1 protein-coding gene is annotated in these 219 nt (G+C 47.0%); it reads right to left on the bottom strand.

The genetic code is table 11. From position 1 onward, the window contains the following. On the bottom strand, positions 1 to 219 hold a 219-nt coding region (locus EYW48_RS21980), incomplete at both ends, for an IS66 family transposase zinc-finger binding domain-containing protein (protein ID WP_277433138.1).

Below are 219 nucleotides of genomic sequence, written 5' to 3'. Positions count from 1 at the left end.
TTTCCTGACGATACAGCGGAAGCGCATACTGATATTTGCCTAAAATAATGTTGGCAAGCAGACTTTCGGTAGCGAAGCTTTTGGGGATGATACTTATCGGTGCGGGTTGTTGGTGAATGTGGCTTTTTTCAGCCTGTTGTTCACACTGACGACAGGCGTATTTCGGGCGAACATATTCCAACACTTTTAGGACGGCGGGCGTAAACTCCAGCTTTTCAC

The sequence above is a fragment of the Vibrio sp. 1180_3 genome (genome assembly GCF_029478545.1).
GTDB lineage: Bacteria > Pseudomonadota > Gammaproteobacteria > Enterobacterales > Vibrionaceae > Vibrio > Vibrio aestuarianus.
Note: the sequence above shows the minus strand (reverse complement) of the source record. Positions and strands in the feature narration are given on the sequence as shown.